Source organism: Streptomyces sp. NPDC090088 (genome assembly GCF_044747345.1).
In the GTDB taxonomy this organism is placed as follows: domain Bacteria; phylum Actinomycetota; class Actinomycetes; order Streptomycetales; family Streptomycetaceae; genus Streptomyces.
In genome coordinates this window covers 1,468,804-1,489,013 of record NZ_JBIVDZ010000002.1, presented here as the reverse complement: position 1 = coordinate 1,489,013, position 20,210 = coordinate 1,468,804, and the positions used below count along the sequence as shown (strand labels likewise).

At 71.0% G+C, this 20,210-nt stretch carries 19 protein-coding genes, 1 pseudogene and 1 riboswitch; of the genes and pseudogenes, 5 read left to right on the top strand and 15 right to left on the bottom strand.

What is annotated here, in order from left to right; translation table 11 throughout:
- Positions 1-91: 91 nt before the first annotated feature.
- Positions 92-1,246, top strand: coding sequence for an LOG family protein (locus tag ACIPSJ_RS15485; protein ID WP_401346058.1), 1,155 nt, complete (start codon positions 92-94; stop codon positions 1,244-1,246).
- 192 nt (positions 1,247-1,438) lie between these two features.
- Positions 1,439-2,113 (top strand): LAETG motif-containing sortase-dependent surface protein, encoded by a 675-nt coding sequence (locus tag ACIPSJ_RS15480; RefSeq protein ID WP_359215958.1) that lies wholly within the window; start codon positions 1,439-1,441, stop codon positions 2,111-2,113.
- A gap of 135 nt (positions 2,114-2,248) precedes the next feature.
- On the opposite strand, the gene ACIPSJ_RS15475 is transcribed toward ACIPSJ_RS15480, so the two are convergent.
- The 11 genes from ACIPSJ_RS15475 to rpsB form a co-directional block, all read right to left on the bottom strand.
- Positions 2,249-3,274, bottom strand: a complete 1,026-nt coding sequence (locus ACIPSJ_RS15475; protein WP_359215955.1) for an ABC transporter ATP-binding protein — start codon at positions 3,272-3,274, stop codon at positions 2,249-2,251.
- The gene (locus tag ACIPSJ_RS15470) at positions 3,274-4,872 is read right to left on the bottom strand and encodes an iron ABC transporter permease (protein WP_359215951.1); all 1,599 of its coding nucleotides are present in this window, start codon (positions 4,870-4,872) and stop codon (positions 3,274-3,276) included. The genes ACIPSJ_RS15475 and ACIPSJ_RS15470 overlap by 1 nt, the downstream gene beginning before the upstream one ends.
- Positions 4,873-4,907: 35 nt before the next feature.
- Positions 4,908-5,987, bottom strand: coding sequence for a thiamine ABC transporter substrate binding subunit (locus tag ACIPSJ_RS15465; RefSeq protein ID WP_401346054.1), 1,080 nt, complete (start codon positions 5,985-5,987; stop codon positions 4,908-4,910).
- A 72-nt stretch (positions 5,988-6,059) separates the two neighbouring features.
- Positions 6,060-6,167, bottom strand: a riboswitch (TPP riboswitch).
- A 20-nt stretch (positions 6,168-6,187) separates the two neighbouring features.
- A complete protein-coding gene (gene rlmN, locus ACIPSJ_RS15460) occupies positions 6,188-7,294 on the bottom strand; it encodes a 23S rRNA (adenine(2503)-C(2))-methyltransferase RlmN (RefSeq protein WP_355720453.1) in 1,107 nt (368 codons plus the stop codon).
- A gap of 79 nt (positions 7,295-7,373) precedes the next feature.
- On the bottom strand, positions 7,374-8,162 hold the full coding sequence (locus tag ACIPSJ_RS15455; protein WP_359215945.1) for a VOC family protein: 789 nt from the start codon (positions 8,160-8,162) through the stop codon (positions 7,374-7,376).
- Between the two features lie 16 nt (positions 8,163-8,178).
- A complete protein-coding gene (locus ACIPSJ_RS15450) occupies positions 8,179-9,423 on the bottom strand; it encodes a cytochrome P450 (RefSeq protein ID WP_359215942.1) in 1,245 nt (414 codons plus the stop codon).
- Between the two features lie 159 nt (positions 9,424-9,582).
- Positions 9,583-10,902 (bottom strand): phosphatidate cytidylyltransferase, encoded by a 1,320-nt coding sequence (locus ACIPSJ_RS15445; protein WP_401346051.1) that lies wholly within the window; start codon positions 10,900-10,902, stop codon positions 9,583-9,585.
- Positions 10,902-11,459 carry a ribosome recycling factor gene (gene frr, locus ACIPSJ_RS15440; RefSeq protein WP_046727856.1) on the bottom strand — a complete coding sequence of 186 codons (558 nt, stop codon included), beginning with the start codon at positions 11,457-11,459 and terminating at the stop codon, positions 10,902-10,904. The genes ACIPSJ_RS15445 and frr overlap by 1 nt, the downstream gene beginning before the upstream one ends.
- A gap of 130 nt (positions 11,460-11,589) precedes the next feature.
- On the bottom strand, positions 11,590-12,348 hold the full coding sequence (gene pyrH, locus ACIPSJ_RS15435) for a UMP kinase (RefSeq protein ID WP_355720446.1): 759 nt from the start codon (positions 12,346-12,348) through the stop codon (positions 11,590-11,592).
- 207 nt (positions 12,349-12,555) lie between these two features.
- Positions 12,556-13,392, bottom strand: a complete 837-nt coding sequence (tsf, locus tag ACIPSJ_RS15430; protein WP_355720443.1) for a translation elongation factor Ts — start codon at positions 13,390-13,392, stop codon at positions 12,556-12,558.
- Positions 13,393-13,524: 132 nt separating this feature from the next.
- On the bottom strand, positions 13,525-14,463 hold the full coding sequence (gene rpsB / locus ACIPSJ_RS15425; protein ID WP_401346047.1) for a 30S ribosomal protein S2: 939 nt from the start codon (positions 14,461-14,463) through the stop codon (positions 13,525-13,527).
- Between the two features lie 273 nt (positions 14,464-14,736).
- Between rpsB and ACIPSJ_RS15420 the strand changes: the two genes are divergently transcribed.
- On the top strand, positions 14,737-15,300 hold the full coding sequence (locus tag ACIPSJ_RS15420; protein ID WP_401346045.1) for a peptidoglycan DD-metalloendopeptidase family protein: 564 nt from the start codon (positions 14,737-14,739) through the stop codon (positions 15,298-15,300).
- Positions 15,301-15,442: 142 nt separating this feature from the next.
- On the opposite strand, the gene ACIPSJ_RS15415 is transcribed toward ACIPSJ_RS15420, so the two are convergent.
- From ACIPSJ_RS15415 to ACIPSJ_RS15400, 4 genes and pseudogenes are all read right to left on the bottom strand, one after another.
- A complete protein-coding gene (locus ACIPSJ_RS15415) occupies positions 15,443-16,000 on the bottom strand; it encodes a helix-turn-helix domain-containing protein (protein WP_359216188.1) in 558 nt (185 codons plus the stop codon).
- A 116-nt stretch (positions 16,001-16,116) separates the two neighbouring features.
- Positions 16,117-16,959: an RNA polymerase sigma factor WhiG gene (whiG, locus tag ACIPSJ_RS15410; RefSeq protein WP_355720435.1), complete on the bottom strand. Its 843-nt coding sequence runs from the start codon at positions 16,957-16,959 to the stop codon at positions 16,117-16,119.
- Between the two features lie 312 nt (positions 16,960-17,271).
- Positions 17,272-18,417, bottom strand: a complete 1,146-nt coding sequence (gene dprA / locus ACIPSJ_RS15405; protein WP_401346042.1) for a DNA-processing protein DprA — start codon at positions 18,415-18,417, stop codon at positions 17,272-17,274.
- A pseudogene (locus ACIPSJ_RS15400) lies at positions 18,414-18,929 on the bottom strand (ATP-binding protein); the annotation flags it as partial. The gene dprA and the pseudogene ACIPSJ_RS15400, both read right to left, overlap by 4 nt.
- 116 nt (positions 18,930-19,045) lie before the next feature.
- Here ACIPSJ_RS15400 and ACIPSJ_RS15395 point away from each other — a divergent pair.
- Both ACIPSJ_RS15395 and ACIPSJ_RS15390 read left to right on the top strand, forming a co-directional pair.
- A complete protein-coding gene (locus ACIPSJ_RS15395; RefSeq protein WP_401346040.1) occupies positions 19,046-19,534 on the top strand; it encodes a hypothetical protein in 489 nt (162 codons plus the stop codon).
- Complete coding sequence (locus tag ACIPSJ_RS15390; protein ID WP_401346038.1) at positions 19,531-20,172, top strand: RES family NAD+ phosphorylase; 642 nt, start codon at positions 19,531-19,533, stop codon at positions 20,170-20,172. The genes ACIPSJ_RS15395 and ACIPSJ_RS15390 overlap by 4 nt, the downstream gene beginning before the upstream one ends.
- The last annotated feature ends 38 nt before the right edge of the window (positions 20,173-20,210 follow it).

Sequence of the window (20,210 nt, the reverse complement as noted above, 5' to 3'; positions counted from 1 at the left end):
CGACCCGGCACCCCTGACCGGCCGGCGCCGCCGCCCCGTGGCCTCGACGGCCACCGGGCGGCGGCGCAGTGCCGACACCTAGAGTGGGCGGGTGCATCCGACACCCGCCCAGTCCGGCCCCGCCCAGCCGCAGCCCACGCGGCCCCACCGTGCCGCCCACGACCGCGAGATCGAGTCGCTCGCCGAGTTCGACGAGGTCGTGGCCGGGCACGGCACGCTCGCCCAGTACCGCGTCCAGGCCGTCGATCTGACGGACCGTACGGACGTCCTGCTCACCACCGACACCACCGGCGCCGTCTTCCTCGGCTGCCCGATGTCGGCCGAGGCCGCCGCCCGGGTCGGTGCCTCGGGCGCCCTGGTGTTCCCGCCGGTGCCGAACCTCCCCTTCGACCCGTACCGCGCCTTCGCGTACACGCCCGACGAGTTGTTCGAGTCGCTCGCCGAGGGCTACGAGGCGACGCCGGACGCCCGCTCGTACGCCTGGTTCCAGCGGACCAGGTCGGACGGCGACATATTCGCCTCGATGCTCCGCTCGATCCACGACGACGCCGTCTCCGACGCGCTCGACGAACTCCTCGCCGGCGCCCGGGTGGTGGGCGTGATGGGCGGGCACGCCATGGCGCGCGGCACGGACGCGTACGCCGGTGCCGCCCGGCTCGGCCGCGAACTCGCGCGCGCCGGGTACACGGTGGCGACCGGGGGCGGCCCGGGCGCGATGGAGGCGGCGAACCTCGGCGCGTACGCGGCCCCCTTCGACGACGGGATGCTGGAGGAGGCGCTCCGGCTCCTCGCCAAGGCCCCGTCGTTCCGGCCGTCGATCACCGACTGGGCCCGCGCCGCCTTCGAGGTCCGCGAGCGCTGGCCGGACGGCGGCCCCTCGGTGGGCATCCCCACCTGGTTCTACGGCCATGAGCCGCCGAACGCCTTCGCCGCGCACATCGCCAAGTACTTCGCCAACGCCACCCGCGAGGACGGCCTGCTGGCCCGCTCCAACGCCGGTGTGGTGTTCCTGCCGGGCGCGGCCGGGACCGTACAGGAGATCTTCGACAACGCGACGCCCAACTACTACGAGTCGCGGGGCGAACCGACCCCGATGGTGCTCGTGGACGAGGCGCACTGGAGTGAGAGGCTGCCTGCCTGGCAGTTGCTGACCTCGCTCGCCGGGGAGCGCGCGATGGCGTCCCGTATCGCCCTGGTTGACCGGATCGAGCAAGCTTCACAAGCGGTGAAACGTCTCAGCAATTAAACAGCAGGCAAAGTCAACGCCTGTGGACCGCATATGCATTGACACTACTTACAGAGCGCTTATAGACCTGTGAGCCTCTTGGGAATTCTGATGCCTCACCTCACCGTTGCGTCAACTTCCCCTCAGCCCCCCGCAGTTATGCACTCAGTAAGGACAAACGTGTCCATATCCCGCCGCAGTGCACGTAGTTCCGTGCGCATCCTGGGTGTCGCCGCCGCGTCGGCCGCGCTGACGCTGGGCGTCTCCGGCTCCGCCCTCGCGTGCAACATCTCCGACTTCTCCGCCGAGGCCACCTGCGACGGCGCCAAGGGCTCCATCGTCGTCACCGACACGGACGCCTCCGGTACGGAGGCCACCATCACCGTCTTCCTCGAGAACAACGGGGCCGACGCGAAGCAGGTCGGCGAGGCCCAGACCGTCAAGGGCTCCAAGGAGGGTACGAAGGTCACCTTCTCCGAGGACTGGAAGCCGAACGCGGAGTACCGGGTCCGTGTGGTCGTCGACACCGAGAAGTACAAGATCGACAAGGACATCACGCCCAACCTGACCACCCCCTCCACCGCGTGCACCACGGAGGAGAGCTCCAGCCCGTCCCCGTCGGAGTCGGCCACGCCGTCGCCGTCGGCGTCGGAGTCCACCCCGGCCGAGTCGGACTCCCCGGCTCCGTCGGAGTCGGAGAGCAGCACCGCCCCGGCCGGCACGTCGAGCAACGCGCCGTCCCCGGCCGTCGGTGAGTCGAACCTCGCCGAGACCGGTGCCAACTCCAACACCGGCCTGATCGCCGGTATCGCCGCCGCGCTGGTCGCGGTCGGCGGTGGCGCCGTCTGGTTCGGCATGCGCCGTCGCGGTGCCCACAGCGGCAGCTGACGTACTTCCCCGAGCAACACCGTAACGCCAGCACCGCCGGCACCACCCAGCACACCGTCGAGGCCCGTCCCCGCATCCCCGGGGGACGGGCCTCGGCCGTTTCCCGGGGGCCTCGGTGCGGCACGGCGGTCTGCGTCAGTCCAGTACGACGGTCTCCGCCGCGTCGAACTCCACGCCCACCGCGTCCCCCGCCTCCGGGGCCTCCCGCAGCGCGCAGGCCGCCTCCAGCCGGGGGCCGCCGTCCTGGGGCTGGAGGTGGACGGTGACATGGGTGCCCTGGAAGGTGCGGGCGGTCACCGTGCAGGGCAGCCCCGCGTCGGCCGCCACCAGCCGTACGCCGGCGGGCCGGACCAGCAGCGTGTGCGCCCCCTCGGGCGCGTCCCCGGGCACCGGCAGCTTCCCCCACGGCGTCACCGCGACCGCTCCCCCGACGGTCGCCGGGACCACGTTGCCGAAGCCGAGGAAGCGGGCCACGAACGCGTCGGCGGGCCGCTGCCACACCTCAAGAGGCGTGCCGGACTGGGCGATCCGGCCGTCCCGCATCACCACCACCCGGTCGGCCAGCGCGAACGCCTCGCCCTGGTCGTGAGTGACGGCGAGCACGGTCGTGCCCAACCGCCCGAACAGCTCCCGGAGTTCGACCACCAGCCGCTCCCGCAGCGAGCGGTCGAGCTGGCCGAGGGGTTCGTCGAGCATCAGCAGCCGGGGCCGGGGCGCCAGCGCGCGGGCCAGCGCCACCCGCTGCTGCTCACCGCCGGAGAGCCCGGCGACGGCCCGCCGGTCCGCGCCCGGAAGCCCCACCAGCTCCAGCAACTCGCCCACCCGCTCGGCCTGTTCCGCGCGGCCGGCGCCGCGCATCCGGAGCCCGAACGCCACGTTCCCGCCCACGTCCCGCTGCGGAAACAGCTGATGGTCCTGGAACATCAGCCCGACCTCCCGCCGGTGCGCCGGCACCCGCGTCTGGTCCCGGCCGTCGAGCAACACCCGCCCGGAGTCCAGCGGTTGCAGCCCGGCCACCACTCTGAGCAGCGTCGACTTGCCGCTCCCGCTCGGGCCGAGCACGCACACCACCTCGTGCTCGGCGACGGCGAGACCGACGGCGTCGAGCACGGCCCGCCCGCCGAACCGCACGGTGGCCCGCTCCAGTTCGAGAAGGGTCATCAGAACTCCCCCGTCCGGTCGGTCCGCAGCCGTTCGAGCACCAGCAGCGCCACCGCGCACACCACCATCAGAATCGTGGAAAGGGCCATCGCCTGGCCGTAGTTGAGATCTCCCGGGCGGGACAGCAGCCGGGCCACCGCGACCGGCAGCGTCGGGTTGTCGGGGCGCGCGATGAACACGGTCGCCCCGAACTCCCCCAGCGACACCGCGAAGGCGAAGCCCGCCGCGATCAGCAGCGCCCGCCGCACCAGCGGCAGATCGACCTCCCGCCACACCCGCCACGGCGAGGCCCCGAGCACCGCCGCCGCCTCCCGCAGCCGCTCGTCCACGGCCCGCAGCACGGGCAGCATGGTCCGGACGACGAAGGGCACGCCGACCAGCGCCTGCGCGAGCGGGACGAGGATCCAGGACTGGCGCAGATCCAGCGGCGGCCTGTCGAGCGCGATGAGGAACCCGAAGCCGACGGTCACGGCCGACACGCCCAGCGGCAGCATCAGCAGCGCGTCGAACCCCCGTACCAGCCGCCCCGCGTCCCGCCGGGCCAGCGCGGCGGCGGCGAGCCCGCCGATCACCAGGGCGATGGCCGTGGCGGCGGCCGCGTACTGCAGGGAGTTGACCACCGACTCGATCGGCGCGACCAGGAAGGTGCCGCCGTCGGCGTCGCCCAGCGCCCGGTAGTACCCGAACCCGCCGTCGAGCGAGCGCCGTACCAGCACGGCCAGCGGCAGCACGAGGAGGACGGCGACGGTGGCGAGGACCCCGCCGAGCAGCGCCCACTGCCCGGTCCCGCGCGGCCGGCGCGCGGTCACCTCCGGGGCGACCAGGCGCAGCGCGCTCTCCCGCCGCCGTACCGTCCACGCGTGCACGGCGAGGATCGCGCCGACCGCGACGAACTGCACGATGGTGAGGACGGCGGCCGTGGAGAGGTCGAAGATCTCCGAGGTCTGCCGGTAGATCTCCACTTCGAGGGTGGAGAAGGTGGGGCCGCCGAGGATCTGCACCACGCCGAAGGAGGTGAAGGTGAACAGGAAGACCATCAGCGCGGCGGCGGCCACGGCGGGCGCGAGCGCGGGCAGGGTGACCTTCCGCCAGGCGCCCAGCGGGGAGGCGCCGAGCATCCGCGCGGCCTCCTCCTGCCGGGGGTCCAGCTGGGCCCAGAGCCCGCCCACGGTCCGTACGACCACGGCGTAGTTGAAGAAGACATGCGCCAGCAGGATGGCCCAGACGGTGGTGTCCAGTCGTACGCCCCACAGCTCGTCGAGCAGTCCGCCGCGCCCGACGAGCGCCAGGAAGGCGGTCCCGACCACCACCGTCGGCAGCACGAAGGGGACCGTCACCACGGCCCGCAGCACCTGCTTGCCCGGGAAGTCGAGGCGGGCGAAGACGTAGGCGGCGGGCAGCGCGACCAGCAGGGTGAGCGCGGTGGAGGCGAGCGCCTGCCAGGTGGTGAACCAGAGCACGTGCCGGATGTCGGACTGGCCGAGGACGTCGGCGATCCGCCCGAACCGCCAGACCCCGTCGGCCTTCAGGCCGCGGGTCACGATCGCCGCGACCGGCCAGGCGAAGAAGACACCGAAGAACGCGACGGGCACGAGCATCAGCCCGAGCCGCGCCGCGCTCCCGCGCCCGGCCGCTACTTCAGTACGAGTGACGTCCACGTCTTGACCCACTGGTCACGGTTGGCGGCGATCTTGTCGGGCGCCATGGTCTCGGGGTCCTGGGCGGCGGGACCGTACTCGGTGAACTCGGCGGGCACGCTAGCGCCCTTCACCACCGGGTACACGAACATGTTCAGCGGCATGTCCTCCTGGAACTCCTTGGAGACCAGGAAGTCGATGAGCGCCTTGCCGCCCTTGCTGTTCCCGGCGTTGCTCAGCAGCCCGGCGAACTCGATCTGCCGGAAGCAGGTGCCGGTCGCGACACCGGTGGGCGCGGTGCTGGGCTTCGGGTCGCCGTAGATCACCTCGGCGGGCGGGGAGGAGGCGTACGACACCACGAGCGGCCGGTCGCCCTTGGCCTTCTTGCCGCCCGCGGAGCCGGAGAACTCCTCGTTGTAGGCCTGCTCCCAGCCGTCGACGACCTTGACGCCGTTGGCCTTCAGCTTCTTCCAGTAGTCCTGCCAGCCGCTGTCCCCGTACTGAGCCGCGCTCCCGAGCAGGAATCCCAGCCCCGGCGAGGAGGTGGCCGCGTTCTCGGTGACGAGGAGGTTCTTGTACTGCGGCTTGACGAGATCGGCGTACGAGGTGGGCGGGGTCAGCTTGTGCGCGCTGAAGTACGCCTTGTCGTAGTTGACGCAGATGTCGCCGTAGTCGATGGGCGTGACCCGGTGCTTGCCGGCGTCGAGCTGGTACTCCGTACCGACCTGCGCCAGCCCCTTCGCCGCGTACGGCTGGAAGAGCCCGTTGTCGAGGGCGCGGGACAGCAGGGTGTTGTCGACGCCGAAGAAGACGTCGCCCTGCGGGTTGTCCTTGGTCAGGATCGCCTTGTTGACGGCCTGCCCGGCGTCGCCGTCCTTGAGGACCTTCACCTGGTAGCCGGACTGCTTCTCGAAGTCCTGGAGCACGTTCTTGGAGACGGCCCACGAGTCGTGGCTGACGAGGGTGACGGTCTTGGAGTCGGCCGCCGAACCCGACGACGACGAACACGCGGACAGCGTGACGAGACCGAGCCCTATGGCCGCGGCCACGAAGGCCTTGGTGTGCGTGGTGTGCACTGGTGTTTTCCTCCTGGGGTGGACCAGGAAGAGACGCGGCCCTGCCCGCGGTGTGCGGGCAGGGCGCAACAGCTTGAGTGATGACCGAACTTCCTACCCAGAATGACCTGGGCGAGGTTCAGAGGGTCTGCGGCCCGATTGCCGCACTCTCAGCGCTGTGGCGCTCCCCTGTCGGAATATGAAGATGTGGTGGCCAGATCCTACCGCTCGGTGGCCGCGAGCTGACCGCAGGCGCCGTCGATCTCCTGGCCACGGGTGTCCCGTACGGTGACGGGCACCCCGTGGGCGGCGATCGCCTCGACGAACGCCTTCTCGTCCTCGGGCCGCGAGGCGGTCCACTTGGAGCCCGGCGTCGGGTTCAGCGGGATCAGGTTGACGTGCACGGGCTTGCCGCGGAGCAGCCGGCCGAGCCGGTCACCGCGCCACGCCTGGTCGTTGATGTCCCGGATGAGGGCGTACTCGATGCTGAGCCGACGGCCGCTCTTCTCGACGTACTCGAACCCGGCGTCGAGCACCTCGCGCACCTTCCACCGCGTGTTCACGGGGACGAGGGTGTCGCGCAGTTCGTCGTCGGGCGCGTGCAGGGAGATCGCGAGCCGGCACTTGAAGCCCTCGTCGGCGAACCGGTTGATGGCCGGGACCAGTCCGACGGTCGAGACGGTGATGCCCCGCTGCGAGAGCCCGAGACCGTCCGGGGCGGGATCGGTGAGCGCCCGGATGGCGCCGACCACCCGCTTGTAGTTGGCGAGCGGCTCGCCCATCCCCATGAAGACGATGTTCGAGAGCCGGGCGGGACCGCCGGGCACGTCCCCGTCCCGCAGCGCCCGCATCCCGTCCACGATCTGGTGGACGATCTCCGCGGTGGACAGGTTCCGGTCCAGACCCGCCTGCCCCGTCGCGCAGAACGGGCAGTTCATCCCGCACCCCGCCTGCGAGCTGATGCACATCGTCACCCGGTCCGGGTAGCGCATCAGCACCGACTCGACGAGCGTGCCGTCGAACAGCCGCCACAGCGTCTTGCGGGTGGTGCCCTCGTCCGTCGACAGATGCCGTACGACGGTCATCAGCTCGGGGAACAGCGCCTCGCGCAGCTTCTCCCGGGAGCCGGCCGGGATGTCCGTCCACTGCTCGGGGTCGTGCGCGTACCGCGCGAAGTAGTGCTGCGAGAGCTGCTTGGCACGGAACGGCTTCTCCCCCGTCTCGGCCACCGCGTCCTTGCGCTCGGCGGGCGAGAGATCGGCGAGATGCCGCGGCGGCTTCTTGGCTCCGCGCGGGGCGACGAAAGTGAGTTCTCCGGGCTTGGGCATGGTGGTACCAGTGTCGCAGATCCATTTGGGTGACCTGTGACCGAAGGTTTCGCCCGGTGGGGCCCGGTGGGGGCGGGGCTCAGGCCCGGGCCGTCGTGATGAGGGCGAAGAGGGCGCCGGCGGGGTCGAGGAACATGGCGAAGCGGCCGATGCCCGGTGCCTCGGTGACCGGGATGAGGACGACGGCTCCGGCCTCGACGGCTCTGGCGGAGGTGGCGTCGCAGTCGGTCACCTCGAAGTACGGGTGCCATTCCGGCGTCGAACCGGCGTCGAGGTTGGCCTGGGGCAGCTGCATCAGTCCGCCCAGGGCCGCCTGCGGGCCGGCGCCGGCCGGGGTGAGGACGGTGTAGGTCAGTCCGGGGCCCATCGGCACATCGCGCGTCTGCCAGGAGAAGAGCGAGGTGTAGAAGGCCTTCGCCGTGCTCGCGTCGGTGGTGTAGAGCTCCGCCCGGGCGAGGCTGCCGGGGGCGCCGACCAGGTCCAGGCCCTGGGTGTCGCCGGGCTGCCAGACCGCGAAGTCCGCGCCGGTGGGGTCGGTGAAGGCGGCGGTCCGTCCGAAGGTGAAGACGTCCCCCGGGGCGACCCGGACCCGGCCGCCGCCCTGTTCCACGGCCTTGGCGGTGGCGTCGGCGTCCGGGGTGTGGAAGTACGGCGTCCAGGAGGGGCTCGCGCCCTCCTCGGTGAGCGGGCCCAGGCCCGCGACCGTCCTGCCGTCCTGGAGGAAGAAGCCGTAGCCGCCCGCCTCCGGTCCCGCCGACCGGTGCTCCCAGCCGAGGACGGCGGCGTAGAAGGCGGCGCTCGCCCCGGTGTCCGGGCTGCCCAGGTCGAGCCAGTTCGGGGCGCCGGGCACATAGGTGGTCGTCAGCATCGCGTGGCCTCCTCGGTCACCAGGTCACGGGCAGCGTACGCGGTCCGCGGATCAGGCCCTGGCGCTGGAACTCGACCTCGCGCGGCGGTACGGCGAGCCGGATGCCGGGGAAGCGGGTGAGGACCGAGCCGATCATGATCTCGGCCTCCATCCGGGCCATGATCGCGGCCATGCAGTGGTGGGGGCCGTGCCCGAAGGCGAGGTGGGGGCCGTTCGTGCGGTCGAAGTCCAGGACGTCGGGGTCGGGGAAGACCGCGGGGTCGCGGTTGGCGGCGACGTACGCGTTGTAGACGACCTCGCCGGCCCGGATCAGCTGGCCGCCGACCTCGACGTCCTCGACGGCGACCCGTGGGATGCCGACGCCGTTGCGGTGCGGGACGTAGCGGAACAGCTCGTCCACGGCCTTGGGGAGCAGCTCCGGCTCGCGGCGCAGCCGGTCCATGTGGTGGGGGCGGCTCAGCAGCGCGTACATCATCGAGCCGCTGTTGTTGCGGACCGCGTGGCCGCCGCTGACCTGGATGGCGGTGGCCAGGGAGATCGCCTCGTCGTCGGTCAGCTCGCCGTCGGCCGCGGCCTGCGCCAGCACTCCGGCGAGGTCGTCGCGGGGCTCCGCGCGGCGGCGCTGGAGCAGTTCGGCGATCCGGGCCCGGGTGGCGCGGGCGGCCGCCTTGGCGCGTTCCTCGGCGTCGGGGCCGGCGGAGAGCAGCGCCTCACCGGTCGCCGCCCAGCGGTGCCAGTCCTTCTCGTCGACGCCGAGGAAGTCACGGATCACGGCGATCGGGAAGGGGCCGTGCAGCTGCTCCATGAGGTCGGCCGGCGGGCCCGCCTCGGCCATCGCGTCGAGGAGTTCGGCGGCCCTGCGTTCGGCCATCGGCCGCAGCCGCTGCATGGCCCGCCCGGTGAAGGCGCGGGCGACGACCCGGCGCAGCCGGTTGTGTCCGGGCGGGTCGATGTACTGCAGGCCGGCCGTCTGCGAGGCGACGGGCTCCGGGCGCATGCTGGTGACGTCGCGGCCGACGACCGCCTCCCGCGAGAAGCGCGGGTCGGAGGTGACGAAGCGGACGTCCTCGTACCGGGTGACCAGCCAGGCGTGCCCCTCGCCGTGCGCGAGCCTGATCCGGGTGACCGGCTCCTCGCGCATCATCTCGTCCAGGAACGGGTCGGGGTCCAGGGCGGGCAGGTCGTCGACGGACCAGAACCGCACCGGCGGAGGCGGCGAGGTCGGGGACGGGGTGGAGGCCGGGGCCGGGTCGAGGGGCATGGGCACACTCCCTGCGCGTCGGAGGACACAGCGTCCTCACAGGGAGTCTGCCTCCGGCCTGTCCGACCATGCGATTTCTGCTGCGTCATCCGGGGCCGCCCAGCCGACGAGCCCCCGCCCTGCGAAGGACGGGGGCTCGTCTACGACGACGGGTCTACGTCACCCACTGCCGACGAACAGCACCATGAGCAACCACACCACCGGAGCCGTCGGCAGGAGCGAGTCCAGACGGTCCATGATGCCGCCGTGGCCCGGGAGGAGGGTGCCCATGTCCTTGATGCCCAGGTCGCGCTTGATCATGGACTCGCCGAGGTCGCCGAGGGTGGCGCTGGCGGCGACCGCGAGGCCCAGCAGCAGGCCCTGCCACCAGGTGCCGTCGTCGATCAGGAACTGCATGCACAGCGCGCCCGCGACCATGGCGAACAGCACCGCGCCGACCAGGCCCTCGCGGGTCTTGCCGGGGCTGATGCGGGGGGCGAGCTTGTGGGTGCCGAAGCGCCAGCCGACGGCGTAGGCGCCGGTGTCGCTGACCACGGTGAGGAGCAGGAAGGTGACCACCCGCCGCGGACCGTCGTCGGCGGTGAGCATCATGGAGACGAACGTCGCCAGGAACGGGACGTAGAACGCCGCGAAGAGGCCCGCGGTGACGTCCCTGAGATAGCCCTCCGGAGGTTCCGTCATCCGCCAGACCAGGACCGCGAGCCCGGTGAAAGCCAGGGCGACCCAGGCTCCCTCGGCTCCACGGGCGTAGCCGGAGACCACCATCGCCGCACCGCCGAGCGCCAGCGGGACCAGGGGCGCCTTGATGCCCTTGCGCTCCTGGAGCCGACTGGTCAGCTCCCACAGACCCACCACGACCGCGACGGCGACCACGCCGACGAAGACGGCCTTGACGACGAACAGGGACGCCACGATCACGACGCCCAGTCCGACGCCGACCCCTATGGCCGCACCCAGGTCACGACCCGCGCTCTTCTTCTGCGGCGCGGGCGCCGGCTGGGGGGCGTCGGGCATGGGCTCCGGATTCTGCGGCGCCGCCGCGTGAGGCAGGGGCTGCGCCGACGGGGTGTCGTTGCGGGACGTCCCGTCGTGGAACGTCCCCTCGCGGAACGCCTCGTCTCGGAACAAGGGGCCGCCCGGCCGAGCGGCCCCCCGATCGTCGTCCTGGTCTGAGCCGTACGCGGGTACGTCGTCGGGCACGATGGGCATGGGGCGAGTCTGCTGCGCGTCATGCGCATCGTACGCGGGACCCGCCGGGGCGGCTCCCTGGACATACCCCTGGCCGTAGCCCTGGGCATGACCGTGCCCGTACCCCTGCCCGGAGCCGTGCGCGTACCCCTGACCGGCGGCTTGACCGTAGTCGTACCCCTGGCCGGTGCCCTGATCGGTCGGCGCCCAGTACCCGGCTCCGGCCTGCGGTCCGGCCTGCCCGGTCTGCGGCCCGGCGGGCGGCGGGGCTCCCCAGGATGAGTCGTTCATCAGACTTCGAGAAGCTCCGCTTCCTTGTGCTTGAGGAGCTCGTCCACCTGCGCGACGTACTTGTGCGTGGTGTCGTCGAGCTCCTTCTCCCCGCGGCGGCCCTCGTCCTCGCCGACCTCGCCGTCCTTGACGAGCTTGTCGATCGCTTCCTTGGCCTTGCGGCGCACGGAGCGGATCGACACCCGGGAGTCCTCGGCCTTGCTCTTGGCGACCTTGATGTAGTCGCGGCGGCGCTCCTCGGTGAGCTCGGGGAACACCACCCGGATGATGTTGCCGTCGTTGCTCGGGTTGACGCCCAGGTCCGAGTCGCGGATCGCCTGCTCGATGTTGCGCAGGGCCGTCTTGTCGAACGGGGTCACGACAGCCATGCGCGGTTCCGGCACGGAGAACGAGGCCAGCTGGTTGATCGGCGTCGGCGCGCCGTAGTAGTCGGCCACGATCTTGTTGAACATCGCCGGGTGCGCACGGCCGGTGCGGATCGCGGCGAAGTCCTCCTTGGCGACCACGACGGCCTTCTCCATCTTCTCCTCGGCCTCGAGGAGGGTCTCTTCGATCACCACTTGCTCCTGCGTGTCTTGAGTAAGGCCCGGCTGCGGCGGCCGGCTGCGTCGCGTCTTCTTTCCTGCACGGTTCCCGACCGGCAGGACATTGTCCATCCCCCGGTCAGGGTGCGTCAGGCGGAGCCGGTCAGGCCCGGCCGCCCTGGTCACCCACCAGCGTGCCGATCTTCTCACCCTTGACGGCGCGGGCGATATTGCCCTCCGCCAGCAGCTCGAACACCAGGATCGGCAGCTTGTTGTCGCGGCAGAGCGTGATCGCGGTGGCGTCGGCGACCTTCAGCTCGCGGGTGATGACCTCGCCGTAGCCGAGGGCGTCGAACTTGACGGCGTCGGGGTTGGTCTTGGGGTCGGAGTCGTAGACCCCGTCCACACCGTTCTTGCCCATGAGCAGCGCCTCGGCGTCGATCTCCAGGGCGCGCTGGGCGGCGGTGGTGTCGGTGGAGAAGTACGGCATGCCCATACCGGCGCCGAAGATGACCACGCGGCCCTTCTCCAGGTGGCGCACGGCGCGCAGCGGGATGTACGGCTCGGCGACCTGACCCATGGTGATCGCGGTCTGTACCCGGCTGTCGATGCCCTCCTTCTCCAGGAAGTCCTGGAGGGCGAGGCAGTTCATCACGGTGCCGAGCATGCCCATGTAGTCGGAGCGGGCCCGGTCCATGCCGCGCTGCTGGAGCTCGGCGCCACGGAAGAAGTTGCCACCGCCGATGACGACGGCGACCTGCGCGCCGTCGCGGACGACGGCCGCGATCTCACGGGCGATCTTGTGCACCACGTCGGGGTCCACGCCCAGGCCGCCCCCGCCGGAGAAGGCCTCTCCGGACAGCTTCAGCAGAAACCGGCCGCGTACTTTGCCGTCGTCGCTCTTCTGGGCCTTGGTGGTCATGGAGATCCCGCCTCTTTCACGTGGTGCACATACGAAGAAGGCCATTGCCGGTGGGGTCGCTTTTCGCTGCCCATGCGCGGCAATGGCCTCCTCGTCAGATCTGCCGCCGTCCGTCACGCCCTGGGTGTGGCGGTGCGTACGGACGACTGCTGTCGAACGACCCTATCGGGATTTCCCCGCGGGTCGCGCGTCGATCGCGGTACGGACTCAGATGCCGACCTTGATGCGCGAGAAGCGCTTCAGGGTGACACCGGCCTCGTCCAGAACCTTCTGGACCGACTTCTTGTTGTCGAGCGCGTACGGCTGGCCGAGCAGCGTGGCGTCCTTGAAGAAGCCGTTCAGACGACCCTCGACGATCTTGGCGATCGCGGCCTCGGGCTTGCCCTCGGCGCGGGTGGTCTCCTCGGCGACGCGGCGCTCGGTCTCGACGACCTCGGCCGGCACGTCCTCCTTGGCGAGGTACTTCGGGGCGAACGCGGCGATGTGCTGCGCGATGCCCTTGGCGACCTCGGCGTTCGGCTTGTCCAGCTCGACGAGGACACCGATCTGCGGGGGCAGGTCGGGCATCGTGCGGTGCATGTACGCGGTCACGAAGCCGTCGGAGAACTGCGCGAAGCGGTCCAGGACGATCTTCTCGCCGAGGTTGGCGTTGGCCTCGTCCACGAACGCCTGGACGGTCTTGCCGGGCTCGATCTCGGAGGCGAGCAGGGCGTCGAGGTCGGCCGGGGAGGTCGCGGCGACGTGCGCGGCGATCTGGTTGGCGACGGCCTGGAACTTGTCACCCTTGGCGACGAAGTCCGTCTCGCACTTCAGCTCGACGATGACACCGGAGGAGTTGTCGTCGGCGATGACGGAGACCACGGCGCCGTTCTCGGCGGAGCGGCCCTCGCGCTTGGCGACGCCCTTCTGGCCCTTGATGCGGAGCGCCTCGACGGCCTTGTCGACGCTGCCCTCGGCCTCGTCCAGCGCCTTCTTGCAGTCCATCATGCCGGCGCCGGTGAGCTCGCGGAGCTTCTTGACGTCAGCGGCGGTGTAGTTCGCCATGAGTCGTAAGTCTTTCTCGAAGTCGGAAGATCTGCCCGATCCACGATCTACACCGAGATGTAGAGCGCGAACCTATGGGTGAACGGCGGGGGCGTACGGGATGTCGCCGCCCCCGCCGTCAACGCTGACGGGTCAGGCCTGCTCGGCGTCCGCGGCCGGGGCCTCGGCGACAGCCTCGGTCTCGGCGGCCGGAGCCTCGGCAACCGGAGCCTCGGCAACCGGAGCCTCGGCGGCCGGGGTCTCGGCAACCGGGGTCTCGGCAGCGGCCTCAGCCGGCTTCTCCGCCTCGTCGGCCTTCTTCTCGCCCTCGAGCAGGTCGCGCTCCCACGCGGCCAGCGGCTCGCCGGCGGCCTTGTCGCCCTTGCCCTCGGTGGCGACACGCGAGCGGGAGATGAGGCCCTCGGCGACCGCGTCGGCGATCACGCGGGTGAGCAGGGTGACGGAGCGGATCGCGTCGTCGTTGCCCGGGATCTTGTAGTCGACCTCGTCGGGGTCGCAGTTGGTGTCGAGGATCGCGACGACCGGGATGTTGAGCTTCCGGGCCTCACCGACCGCGATGTGCTCCTTCTTGGTGTCCACGATCCAGACGGCGCTGGGAACCTTGGACATCTCGCGGATACCGCCGAGGGTCTTCTCCAGCTTGGCCTTCTCGCGCGAGAGCACGAGAAGCTCCTTCTTGGTCAGACCGGACGCGGCGACGTCCTCGAAGTCGATCTGCTCGAGCTCCTTGAGGCGCTGCAGACGCTTGTAGACGGTCGAGAAGTTGGTGAGCATGCCGCCCAGCCAGCGCTGGTTGACGAAGGGCATGCCGACGCGGGTCGCCTGCTCGGCGATGGCCTCCTGCGCCTGCTTCTTCGTGCCGACGAACATGACCGTGCCGCCGTGGGCGACGGTCTCCTTGACGAACTCGTAGGCGCGGTCGATGTACGACAGCGACTGGAGCAGGTCGATGATGTAGATGCCGTTGCGCTCGGTGAAGATGAAGCGCTTCATCTTCGGGTTCCAGCGACGGGTCTGGTGACCGAAGTGGACGCCGCTCTCCAGCAGCTCCCGCATCGTGACGACGGCCATGGCCGTATCTCCTTGAGTTTCTCGGTTGTGCCGCGGGTACCGGACGGCTCCCGCGCCTGACGCCCGTGTGCGCTGTGCCGCGAAGGACCGAGAAGCGCTGACCCGGATCGTGTTACTGACCCGATGTCGGGGCGTGCGAAGTCGACCCGGTGACCCGGATCGCCAACAGAAGTGTACGGGACCCGCGGGGTACCGGGTGACGCCGCTGTCCACAACCCGGGAGTAATCCACAGGTATCGGCCATGATCGGCGGGGGTGCGAGACGGTTCGGGCATGGAGATCACGCGACGGATGATGCGGTGGGTGGCGGCGGCGACGGTGTTGCCGCTGGTCCTGGCGGTGGCGGCGGCGCGGGCGGACGCCCCTCCGTCACCACCGGTACCGGCGATCGCCCGCGCCTGGCCGGTGGGGTTACGGCCACCGGTCCTGCGCGGCTGGGAGCCGCCTGCGACGGTCTACGGCCCCGGGCACCGCGGCGTCGACGTGGGCGCGTCCGCGGGCGAGCCGGTACGGGCGGTCGCTGCGGGCCGGGTGTTCTTCGCGGGGCGGGTGGCGGGGAGGGGGGTGGTGTCGGTGGCCCTGACGGGGACGGATCTGCGCACGACCTACGAACCGGTGGCGGCGACGGTCAAGAAGGGGGACGAGGTCGCGGCGGGTCAGGTGGTGGGGACCGTGGAGCCGGCGGGCGCGCATTGCGGTGCGCGTGCGTGTGTGCACTGGGGGCTGTTGCGCGGGGAGACGTATCTGGACCCTCTGCTGCTGTTGCCGCCGTGGCTCCTGGACGTCGGCCCGTCCCGACTGCTGCCGGTGTTGGGGGTGCCGCTGCCGGAGGGGTGATCGCCGCCGGATGCGCGGCCGCGGGTGGGTGGGGGCTGATCGCGCAGTTCCCCGCGCCCCTGACGGGGCGCTGCGGCTGCGGTCTCTTCCGGCTCGCTCAGCGGCACCCCTGCCAGCGCCGGTGAGCGAACCCCCGCTCCCCTCAGCCCCGCACGCCCCGCAGTGCCATGGCCACGGCCGCGTCCGTGATGACGTCCGGCTCCTCGGCAGCGCCCAGCTCGATTCTGCGTACGGCGGCGTCCACGACCCCCTGCAGCAGCATCGCCGCCAGTCGCGGCTGCTCGTGACCCAGTTCCCCCAGGGCCTCCACGATCATCGCGACCAGCCCGCCGTGCGCGGCGCGGATCTTCTCCCGGGCCCCCGCGTCCAGCTCGCTCGCCGAGATCGCGACCACCGCCCGGTGCCGCCGGTCGCCGACCAGGGCCAGCTGCCGGCGCACATACGCCTCGACCTTGCCCTCGGCGGAGGCCGCGCCCCGCATCGCCGCCGAGACCTCCGCCGCCCACACGGGGAAGTCGACCTCGCACAGCTCTTCGACGACCGCGGCCCGGGAGCGGAAGTACTCGTAGACGGACGACCTGGCCAGCCCCGTCCGCTCGGCGAGCGCCGGGAAGGTCAGCGCCTCCGTCCCGCCCTCGGACAGGAGGGACCGCGCCGCGTCCAGCAGGGCGGCTCGCTGCATCGACCGGTGCTCGGCCACGGAGGCCGCTCGAATCCTTGGCACGTCAACCACTCTACGGACGCGCCGCGCCGGAGGGGAGACAGCACGACGGGGACACGGGTCACTCCCGGCGACCGCGGCTCGAAAGCCGCCGGTCAGCGGCCGAAACTCGCCAGCTTCGCCCGCAGCTGCAGCACCGATTTGGTGTGGATCTGGCTGACCCGGCTCTCGGTGACCCCCAGCACGTTCCCGATCTCGGCGAGCGTGAGGCCCTCGTAGTAGTAGAGGGTCACCACGGTCTTCTCGCGTTCCGGGAGGGTGTTGATGGCCCGCGCCAGGAACCGCCGCAGCTCCCGGTCCTCGGCAACCTCCACGGGGTTGTCCGCGGCGGTGTCCTCCAGCGTGTCCATGACGCTGAGCCCGTCCCCGCCCTCGCCCCCGACGTGCAGCAGCTCCTCCAGCGCCACCACGTTGGCCAGCGACAACTGGCTGAACACCGCGTGCAGTTCGTCGACCTCGATGCCCAGCTCACCGGCGACCTCGCCCTCCGTCGGCGTCCGCCGCAGCCGTGCCTCCAGGGTCGCGTAGGCCCGCTCGACGTTGCGGGCCTTCTGCCGCACCGAACGGGGGATCCAGTCCAGCGCCCGCAGCTCGTCGATCATGGCGCCGCGGATCCGGGTGATCGCGTAGGTCTCGAACTTGATCTCCCGGTCGACGTCGAACTTCTCGATCGCGTCGATGAGCCCGAACACCCCGGAGGAGACGAAGTCGGCCTGCTCCACATTGGGCGGCAGACCGACGCTCACCCGCCCGGCCACGTACTTGACCAGCGGCGAGTAGTGCAGGATCAGCTGCTCCCGCAGCCGGTCGTCCCCTGTCGCCTTGTACGACCGCCACAGCTCGTCGAGCGTCGAGGGAGCGGGCGGCCGCACGCTGCCACCGTCGCGGGCGGCTGGGGGGATGGCCGCCCGGTCGGACCCGGAGGTGTGCTGGGGCATTCGTCGCCTTGTGCCGTTCTGCCGTGAAGTGCCAGGAAGTGCTGTGATGTGCTGCGTGATGAGCCGAGGAGGGTGTACTGGGCGAGGTGTCGGTCCGATGTCGGTTGGCGCGGTCTGCGTCGGGGCTTTCGTGAGCGTAGCGTGACTGAGGAGTCGCGGTGCGCGAACAGTGCGGCTCCACCCCTGCGCGAACCCCCTGTACGGCGCGTCCGGCCGCGCTCGGCGCGTCGCTCTGTGTGATCACCAGGAGGTGTCAACTCCGGGAATTCCCAAGGGCGTCGGGTGTTCCCCCGGACGGCCGAACACGCTCGGTCAGCACCGACTCCGACCGTCCCGGACCGAGATCATCGCCTGGCGTGTCAACTTCCAGCCGTCGCCGTGTCGTTCGACGTAACCAAGTGCTCGGAGTTCGTACAGCCTGGCGACGGCCTCGTCCTCGGACGTCTGCGCGCCTCGTGCCACCTCTTCGGGTGCGGCCGGCCGGTTCCCCGGCAGGGCGGCCAGGACCCGCCGGGCGGCGGGTTCCAGCAGGTCACGCGGGAGGACGGGGCCGCGTCTGGCCGGGGCCAGCGCGCCCATGTCACCCACGAGTTCGACGACTTCCGCGGCGTCGGTGACCAGGACGGCCTCCCCCCGGAGCAATTCGTGCACCCCGGCCGAGAGGCCGCTGGTGGCGGGCCCGGGCACGCCCATGGTGAAGCGGCCGAGCCGCTGGGCCGCCCGCGCGGTGACCAGGGAGCCGCTGCGGTGGGCGGCCTCCACCACGACGGTGCCCCGGGTGAGGGCCGCGATGACCCGGTTGCGGAGCACGAATCTGCTCTGCGTCGGGTGCTCGCCGGGCGGCAACTCCCCCACCACGAGTCCCTGTTCGGCGATCCTGCCGATCAGTTCGGTGTGTCCGCGGGGGTAGGGCCGGTCGACCCCGCAGGCCAGCACGGCGACGGTGGCCCCGCCGGCGCCGAGGGCTCCGCGATGGGCGGCGCCGTCCACACCGTAGGCGCCGCCGGACACCACCACCCAGCCGTGCTCGGCGAGCCCCGCGGCGAGGGTGGCCGCCATGTGCGCCCCGTACTCGGTGCAGGCCCGGGCCCCGACGACGGCGACCGCCCGCAGCGCCCACATCCGCAGGCTGGGCCGGCCGCGCACCCACAGGCCGAGGGGGCGGGCGTCGCCGAGGTCGTCGAGCTGGCTGGGCCACTCCGCGTCACCGGGGGCCACGAACCGCGCGCCGGCCTCCCGGGCGACGGCCAGATCCGCGCGGGGGTCGGCCACCGCCGCCCGGGCCAGCAGCCCCGCCCAGCGCTTGTCACCGACACCGGGCAGCGCCGCGCCCCCGCCGCACAGCCGCCCCACCACCTCCCCCACACCCCACTCCCGCACCCACCGCCCGACCACCTCGTCCCCGGGCTCGGCGACCCGGGCCAGGAGGACCCGGGCGAGCCGTTCGGCGTCGCTCATGGGGCGATCCCCTCCAGGACCGCACCGCGGCGGACACCGGTGCGCAGCTCCAGAGCCAGGTTGACGTCATTGGCCGTGGGCCGGTCGTGGCCCGCCAGATCGGCGAGGGTCCAGGCGACCCGGAGCACCCGGTCGAGGCCGCGGGCGGTGAGCAGACCCCGGTCGAGGTCCAGTTCGGCCTTGTGGAGCGCGCCCGGCTGGACATGCCAGCGGGTGCGGAGCTCATGGCCGGGGACCTCGCTGTTGGTGCGCCAGGGCAGGCCCTCGTAGCGGCCGGCGGCCCGTTCCCGGGCCGTGCGCACCCGGTCGGCCACCGCGGCGGAGGTCTCTGCACCGGTGTGGAGCCGCAGCAGTTCCGCCCGGGCGACCGGTTCGACGGTCACCCGGAGGTCCACCCGGTCCATCAGGGGGCCGGAGAGCCGGGCCCGGTACCGCTTGATCGAGGAGGGCCGGCACTCGCAGACGTCACCGGCGGTGCCGTACCGGCCGCAGGGGCAGGGGTTGGCGGCCAGGTTATGGCTAGGTGATTCTCGCGTCCGTTGTCCGCGACCTCCTGAAGAAGGGTTGACGGGTTGACGGGGTTGACGGGTTGACGCACTCTGGAGATGTGACAGAAGCTAGAGAAGAAATGATCAAGGGGTTCATCGAAGAGGTGAGCACCCTCCCTGAATCCATCTGGGACCCTATGCGTCCCGTGGTCGCCCGACATCTGGGGCAGCAGGCCGCTCAGTCGGTGCTTGCCCCGATGATCTGGGCCGCAAGTGTTGGCGAGATGATCGATACCTCTCGCCTGAGTTTGATGATGGGAGTGAGCCGACAAGCGCTCGCCAAGCGCGTTGCAGCTGGGAGGCTGCTTGGCCTCCCCGGCCGAGGAACCACACACTTCCCCGTGTGGCAGTTCCGACCAGATTGGTCCGTGTCCCCCGACGCCACCGACATCTTCAAGATCTTCCGCGAAGCCCTCGGGCACCTCGATCCCTATGCGGTGAGTGCTTGGATCAACACCGCGTCCAGCGAGCTGAACGGCCTGACGCCAGGACAATGGCTGGCTCGAAAGCCGGACTCGGAGCCTGTTCTCGCTGTGGCTCGCCGTGCGGCAGAGAGGCTCGCGTCGTGACAAGTAACTTTCCTCCGGAGGATCCGCGCGAGCTGGCTGACTTCCCGACAGCGGAAGTTCAGCACAGCCTTTTCCGCATCCACCGGGCTGCCCGGGACGCAAGGTACTTCGGCATGAAGGGTGTCTTCCGGTGGGACGACCCGCGTGGGGCGAACGGCGAGTTCGGCACGTGTTATCTGGCTGAGAGTGAGACCGGCGCCTTCCTGGAGACGCTCAGCGGCTTCAGTCCGCTCTCCGAGCAGCTCGTGAACGACCGCCGAATGAGTGAGCTGCAGTTCGTTCCAGGTGCCGTCGGTCGCATCGCCGACGTCACCCATGAGTCAGTCGTCGGCAACTACGGAATCTTCGGTGACCTTTCTGCTGACGGCAGCTATCAGCTGTCGCAGCAGTGGGCCTTGGCTCTCTGGAAAGCCGGGTTCAACGGTGTGCAGTATCGCGCCCAGCATCACCCAGGATTCTCAGAGACTGCAGTTGCCTTGTTCGGTCCGCCTGGCGAACAAGGCTCCGGACCCGGGCTTCTGGAGTATGGCAAGCCTGAGCCGGACGGCGGACCTGAGCCGATCTCCGAGGCGCTCCTGGACGAGATGAAGAGGCGCTTCAAGATTCTTGTGGTCCCGGCGGTTCCCCTGCCGTGGTGAGGAGTCGCTGGCCGGTGGGCTCGGCTGCCATGTGCAGT